The organism is Streptomyces sp. SPB074, from assembly GCF_000154905.1.
Classification (GTDB): Bacteria; Actinomycetota; Actinomycetes; order Streptomycetales; family Streptomycetaceae; genus Streptomyces.
Window position 1 is genome coordinate 793143 of sequence record NZ_GG770539.1, and the last position, 6209, is coordinate 799351.

The following is a 6209-nucleotide window of genomic DNA, read 5'->3' on the forward strand; positions in this document are numbered from 1 at the left end:
CCCGCCCCCCTTCGCGCCCGTCGGTCCGGGTGGCCGCTCCCCCGCCGCCGCCCCGGCCCGGTCTCAGCCCCCCGCCTCCGCCTCCTTCTTGCGCAGTTCGGCCGGGCGCCGGTTCCGGGGCGCGGGGATGCGGGCGAGGGCCGCCGAGGCGGCGGCGCCGAGTCCCGGGTGCTGCTCGGCGGCCTGGAGGACCCGGCGCGCCCGCCGGTCGCCGAGGACGCCGAGCCCGGCGACGCAGGCGAGGGCCACGTTGCGGTAGGGGTCGTTGCGCACGAGCCGCCGCTCCAGCGTCGCGATGAGAGCGGGGACGGACTCGGGCGCGCGGAGCGTCGTGAGGAGCCGCACGGCCTGCCCCGCGTAGGCGACGCGCAGCTCGTTGGTGGCGAGGGCGGCGGCGGCCCGCGCGGTCCTGGGGTCGCCGAGCGCGGCGAGGGCCTGCGCCGCGGTGGCGCAGCGCTGGGGGTCGCGGTGGTTGAGGAAGAGGACGAGGGTCTCGAAGGCGCGCGGGTCCTTGGCGACGCCGAGGCGGTAGGCGGCCAGTTCCCTGGCCCACAGCGGGCGGCCCGGGTCGCTCAGCACCCCGGCCAGCTCCTCGGGCCCGGCCGCGCGGGCCAGTCGTTCGCACTCCTCGACCGCCCGCTCCCCCTCCACCACCGCCTCGCACCGTAAGCGGTCCGTGAGCGCACGCAACTCTTTGTTCATGGCAGCCGAGCGTAGCGGCTCGGACGGCACCGGGTCAGGGGGCCAGGAGGAAGGAACCGCCGTTCCTCGTTGACCAGTTCACCCATGTCGGGGACAGCGGGACGAGGCCCGCGCTCATCACGCTCCCGTGCCGCTCATCGGAGCGGGGCGCGAGGTGATCACCCGCCCCGCGCGGGGCGCGGGCGAGGGGCGCGCGCGGGGGCCCGCGAGCGGCGGACAGCGCACACGCGCGCGGCGGGGATGCAGTACGTTCGGGTGCATGTCCCAGTCGGCCACGCCTCCGTCCTCCGCCTCCGCGGCCCGTACCGCCCCGCCGTCCGCACCGGCGGGTGCCGAGAACGGCTCCGGCGGCCGGGCCGCGGCCCAACGCCTCAAGATGCGCCGCGAGCTGGCGTCCGCCGCGATGGAACTCTTCGCGACGAAGGGCTACGAGGCGACGACCGTCGACGAGATCGCCGCCGCCGCCGGGGTCGCCCGCCGGACCTTCTTCCGCCACTTCCGGTCGAAGGAGGAGGCGATCTTCCCCGACCACGACGACACCCTCGTCCGCGTCGAGGACGTGCTCAAGGCGGCCCCGGCGCACGAGCACCCGCTCGACACGGTCTGCCGGGGCATCAAAGAGGTCATGAAGATGTACGCGGCGGCCCCTCAGGTCTCCGTCGAGCGCTACAAGCTGACGCGCGAGGTGCCGACGCTGCGCGAGCGCGAGATCGCCTCCGTCTCGCGCTACGAACGTCTCTTCACGCGCTACCTCCTCGGCCACTTCGACGAGCACGAGCAGAACGGCAACGACGAGCCGCTGCTCGCCGAGGTGGCCGCCTCCGCCGTCGTGACCGCGCACAACCACGTGCTGCGCCGTTGGCTGCGCGCCGGCGGCGAGGGCGACGTGATGGCGCAGCTCGACCGCGCCTTCGCGATCGTCCGGGCCACCGTCGGCGCCAACTTCGCGGTGGGCGGCCTCGCCCCGGGCCGCCCCGGGCCCGCCGCGACGGCGAGCGCGCGCGGCGAGGTGCTCGTGACGGTGGCCCGCACGGACGCGCCGCTGGACGAGGTCATGCGCACGATCAAGGAGGCGCTACGCCCGCGGGGCGACTGAGCGCGCGAGCAGACCTCACCGGCATCACCGCGAGGGGTGGCGGGCCGCACCGGCCCCGCCGCCCCTTTTTTATCGTTCCCACCCCACCCCCACAGATTCGGCACGCAGTGCCACAACTCCGTCTACGCACTCATCGTGCCACGCCTCCACGCACCCACGGAACCCCTCACCTCCGGCGCCCGTGATCGATCATTTCGGTCTGCCGAACAGGCACATCCCTTGCCCTGCCTGGAATGATCGATTATCGCTCATCTGAGCGTCATCTTTACCAAGTTCATACCCGCGAGTAACTTTTCCGTCTTGCTGCCTGACACCGCGTGCCATACGTTGAGGCAGTCCGGGCGGTCCTTCCACGGGCCGCCACGCCACAGCCCCCGCCGGAGGCACTCGTGAAGGACACCCTCGACCTCTCCAGGACCACGGGTACGCCCACCCTCGCCCTCGTGTGCGACGCACCGACCCGCGCGGGTTTCGACCCGGGCGAGGCGCCCGCGGCGGGCGCCTTCGGGCGCGACGGCGTGGCGCTCGCTCACCTCGGGGACGTACGGCGGCTGTTCGACGGGGTCCCGCTCGGCCGGGTGCGGCTCGCGCTCCCCGGCGGCCCCACCGGCATGTGGCTCCTCGCGCTGTGCCTCGTCGCCGCCGAGGAGCAGGGGCTCGCGGAGGACGAGCTGCGGGGCACCACGTACGAGGACCGGCCCGCCTCGACCGCGCTCGCGCTTGCGCCTGCGCGGCGACCTGGGCGTCTACGCCGCCGCGTGGTTGCCGCGCTGGGCCCTCAGCCCCGGCGCCCTCCCCGCGCGCGGTGCCACGAGCGCCCGGCCCGGCGAGGAGGCGGCGGCCGTGGCCGCGCTCGCGCGCTGGCGGGCGACGCGCGAGGAGTCCACCGACCGGCAGGGCCTCGCCGACCCGTACCTGTGGCCGAGCGTGCGCCAGAGCCTGGACCGGCTCGCGGACGCGGCCATCGACGGCGACTGCCTCGTGGAGGCGACGCTCGACTGCGTGCGCGCCGGGGTCACCACGGGCGAGTGGGCGCGCACCCTGCGGGCCGCGCTCGGCACGTACGAGGCCCCCACGCACGCCGCCCCTGCCTCGTACGAGGCCCCCGCCGCGTCCCCCGTCCCCGCCGCGTACGAGGCCCCGCACGCCTCCCGGACCTCCCCCGCCCCGTACCGCTCCGCCCGCCACCGCGCCCCCGCCGGAACGCGGTGATCACCCCCCGTAGGGTCGGGAGGAGCACGTATCAGCCGCTCCCCCGGAGGTCCCCGCATGACCGGCACGTCCGGCCCGCGTCCCGTCCGTCCGCGCCGTTCCTGCCTCGCCGTGCCCGGCAGCAATCCGCGCTTCCTGCTCAAGGCGCGGTCGCTGCCCGCGGACGAGGTCTTCCTCGACCTGGAGGACGCCGTGGCGCCGCTCGCCAAGGCGGAGGCGCGCGAGAACGTCGTGCGTGCCCTCGGCGAGGGCGGCTGGGAGGCGAGGACGCGGGTCGTGCGGGTCAACGACTGGACGACGCCGTGGACCTACCGCGACGTCGTGACGGTGGTCGAGGGCGCCGGGCAGCACCTGGACTGCCTCCTGCTGCCGAAGGTGCGGGACGCGGAGCAGGTCGTCGCGCTCGACCTGCTGCTCACGCAGATCGAGCGGGCCATGGGCTTCGAGGTGGGCCGCATCGGCATCGAGGCGCAGATCGAGGACGCGCGGGGGCTGACCGGCGTCGAGGCGATCGCCGCCGCCTCGCCGCGCCTGGAGGCGCTCGTCTTCGGCCCCGCCGACTTCATGGCCTCGATCGCGATGAAGACGCTCGTGGTCGGCGAGCAGCCGCCCGGGTACGGGGCGGACGCCTATCACTACATCCTCATGAAGATTCTCGTGGCCGCGCGCGCCCACGGCCTCCAGGCGATCGACGGCCCCTACCTCCGTATTCACGACGAGGACGGCTTCCGCGCCGTCGCGGGGCGCTCGGCCGCCCTCGGCTTCGACGGGAAGTGGGTCCTGCACCCGGCGCAGATCGCGGCGGCGAACGAGGTCTACGCGCCCGCGCAGGCCGACTACGACCACGCCGAGCTGGTCCTGGACGCCTACGCCCACCACACCTCGGCCGAGGGCGGGGCCCGGGGCGCGGCCATGCTCGGTACGGAGATGATCGACGAGGCCAGCCGCAAGATGGCACTCGTGATCGCGGGCAAGGGCCGCGCGGCCGGTCTCACCCGCACGACGTCCTTCCCCGCGCCGGAGTGAACGGCGCGTGCGCGGGGCCCCGCCGCGTACCGCCCGTCGAGATCCCTGTCACACAGGAAGATGACGTGGGATGATGAAAAGACTGACGGGAGGAATCCCGGGCGTCTTCGACTCGCTTCCTGGCTTGCCCAGTTGCGGGCCGTAACCGATACCATCCCCGGAAAGCCGCCGTTCCCCGTCTCATCCGCGCGGCATTCATCCGCTACGAAGGTCATCCATGCCCGACAGCCACACCCCTGTAACTCGCGGCCGGGTCCGCCTGGCCCGCGGCGCCTCTCCCTGGCTGCTGCCCACCGTCGCCACGGCGGCCCTCTCCCTCGGCCGCGCCCGCCGCTCCGGGCGCGCGGCGGCTCTCGCGGTGCCGGCCACGGCCCTCGCCGCGGGGATGCTGTGGTTCTTCCGCGACCCCGAGCGCGAGATCTCCGAGGGCCGGGTCATCTCGCCCGCCGACGGAGTGGTGCAGAGCGTCATGCCGTGGAAGGACGGCCGCACGCGCGTGGCGATCTTCATGAGCCCGCTCAACGTGCACGTCAACCGCGCTCCGCTGGCCGGCACCATCACCTCCGTGGAACACGTTCCCGGGGGTTTCGTGCCCGCGTTCAACAAGGAGAGCGAGAACAACGAGCGTGTCGTGTGGCACGTCGACACGGAACTCGGCGACATCGAGATGATCCAGATCGCCGGGGCCGTGGCGCGCCGCATCGTGCCGTACGTGCAGAGCGGGACGAAGGTCGAGCAGGGCGAGCGCATCGGGCTGATCCGCTTCGGCTCGCGCGTGGACCTCTATCTGCCGGAGGGGGTCGAGGTCGCCGTGGAGGTCGGGCAGCCGACGCTCGCGGGGGTGACTCGCATTGACCGTGACTGACCGCAGTACCCACGACCGCGAGACACACGACCCGGAGACCGGCGACCCCTGGGGGCTGGACGCGGAGGAGACGGGCGAGCCGGAGATGCCCCTCTCGCTGCGCCTGTCCATCGCGGACGCCCTCACGCTCGGCAACGCGACGTGCGGCTTCATGGCGGTGTACTTCACCACCACGGGCATCCTCATCCCGCACCTCACCGGCAGTGACGAGTTCGGCATGGCCCGTCACTCGGCGGCGACCGCGGTGATCCTCATGCTGTGCGCCGCCGTCTTCGACCTCTTCGACGGCCTCGTGGCCCGCAAGCTGCGCAGCTCGCCGATGGGCGCCGAGCTGGACAACCTGTCGGACCTGATCAGCTTCGGTCTCGCGCCGGCCTACTTCGTGCTCGTGTACGGGCTCGTCGCGGACGACGCGCACCAGAGAGTGGCCGCGCTCGGGGCGATCGTCGTGCTCCTCGCGGTGGTGCTGCGCCTCGCCCGCTTCTCGTGCGTGACGCTGCGGGACGGGGTGTTCCAGGGGATGCCGAGTCCGTTCGGGGCGCTCACGGTCGTCTCCGTCGTACTCCTGGAGCTGCCGTTCGTGGCGACGCTCCTCGCGATCATCGGGACGGCGTGGCTCATGGTGAGCCGCGTCGAGTACCCGAAGCCGCGCGGGCCGCTCGCCGTGGCGATGCTCAGCTGGATCGTCGCCGCGATGGGGCTCCTCGCCGCCTGGGCCTTCGACGCCCCGGGCGGGCAGCTGCTGCTCCAGACCGGCTGCGCGCTCCAGCTCGTGCTGGCCGCCGTCATCCCGCTCTTCGCGACCGCCCGCCGGGTCAGCAACTTCCGGGGCAACCGCCGCGAGGCACGCGCGCTGCGGCTGCCGTAACGGCTCCCGCCAGGCGGCCCCGTAACGGCTCCCGCCCGGCGCTCAAGGGCCCCGCACCTCCTGACCGGTGGTGCGGGGCCCTTCGCGTGCGCCCGGCGCGTGACGCGTCCCGCGCGCCTTCCCGCGGCCTCCGCCTCTACAGGCGCTCGCGCGCGATGCCCGCGGCCAGGCGCTCCAGGAGGGGGCCGGCCTCGCGGACGCACGTGGCCACGTCGGGTTCGAGCGAGGTGAGCGGGTACGCGGCGGCGATGCCCGCCGCGCGCAGCTCCTCCGGGGCCAGCGCGAGCCGGCCGCACACGGCGACGACCTCGACGCCGCGCGCCCGGGCCGCCGCCGCGACCCCCGCCGGGGCCTTGCCGCGCAGCGTCTGCGCGTCCAGCGAGCCCTCGCCCGTGACGACGAGGTCCGCGCGCTCCAGCGCGGCGGCGAAGCCGAGGACG

7 protein-coding genes and 1 pseudogene are annotated in these 6209 nt (G+C 74.3%); 6 read left to right on the top strand and 2 right to left on the bottom strand.

Features of this window, described 5'->3' with window-relative positions:
• Positions 1-63: 63 nt before the first annotated feature.
• On the bottom strand, positions 64-702 hold the full coding sequence (locus SSBG_RS03230; protein ID WP_050776714.1) for an adenylosuccinate lyase: 639 nt from the start codon (positions 700-702) through the stop codon (positions 64-66).
• A gap of 259 nt (positions 703-961) precedes the next feature.
• On the opposite strand from SSBG_RS03230, the gene SSBG_RS03235 reads away from it, so the two are divergent.
• The 6 genes and pseudogenes from SSBG_RS03235 (at position 962) to pssA (ending at position 5769) form a co-directional block, all read left to right on the top strand.
• Entirely contained in the window at positions 962-1798 is an 837-nt protein-coding gene (locus tag SSBG_RS03235; protein ID WP_008744797.1) for a TetR family transcriptional regulator, read from the top strand.
• Between the two features lie 443 nt (positions 1799-2241).
• Positions 2242-2433, top strand: a pseudogene (locus SSBG_RS34160) (methylmalonyl-CoA mutase family protein); the annotation flags it as partial.
• Between the two features lie 85 nt (positions 2434-2518).
• Entirely contained in the window at positions 2519-3010 is a 492-nt protein-coding gene (locus SSBG_RS34165; protein ID WP_008744798.1) for a methylmalonyl-CoA mutase, coenzyme B12-dependent alpha subunit, read from the top strand.
• A 57-nt stretch (positions 3011-3067) separates the two neighbouring features.
• Positions 3068-4036, top strand: coding sequence for an HpcH/HpaI aldolase/citrate lyase family protein (locus tag SSBG_RS03245; RefSeq protein ID WP_008744799.1), 969 nt, complete (start codon positions 3068-3070; stop codon positions 4034-4036).
• A 217-nt stretch (positions 4037-4253) separates the two neighbouring features.
• On the top strand, positions 4254-4901 hold the full coding sequence (locus SSBG_RS03250) for a phosphatidylserine decarboxylase (protein WP_008744800.1): 648 nt from the start codon (positions 4254-4256) through the stop codon (positions 4899-4901).
• A gap of 85 nt (positions 4902-4986) precedes the next feature.
• Positions 4987-5769, top strand: a complete 783-nt coding sequence (gene pssA, locus SSBG_RS03255) for a CDP-diacylglycerol--serine O-phosphatidyltransferase (RefSeq protein ID WP_008744801.1) — start codon at positions 4987-4989, stop codon at positions 5767-5769.
• 136 nt (positions 5770-5905) lie between these two features.
• Here the strand turns inward: pssA and SSBG_RS03260 are convergent.
• Positions 5906-6209 (bottom strand): glycerate kinase (locus SSBG_RS03260; protein WP_037868828.1); only part of this gene is annotated, 304 nt, incomplete at its 5' end.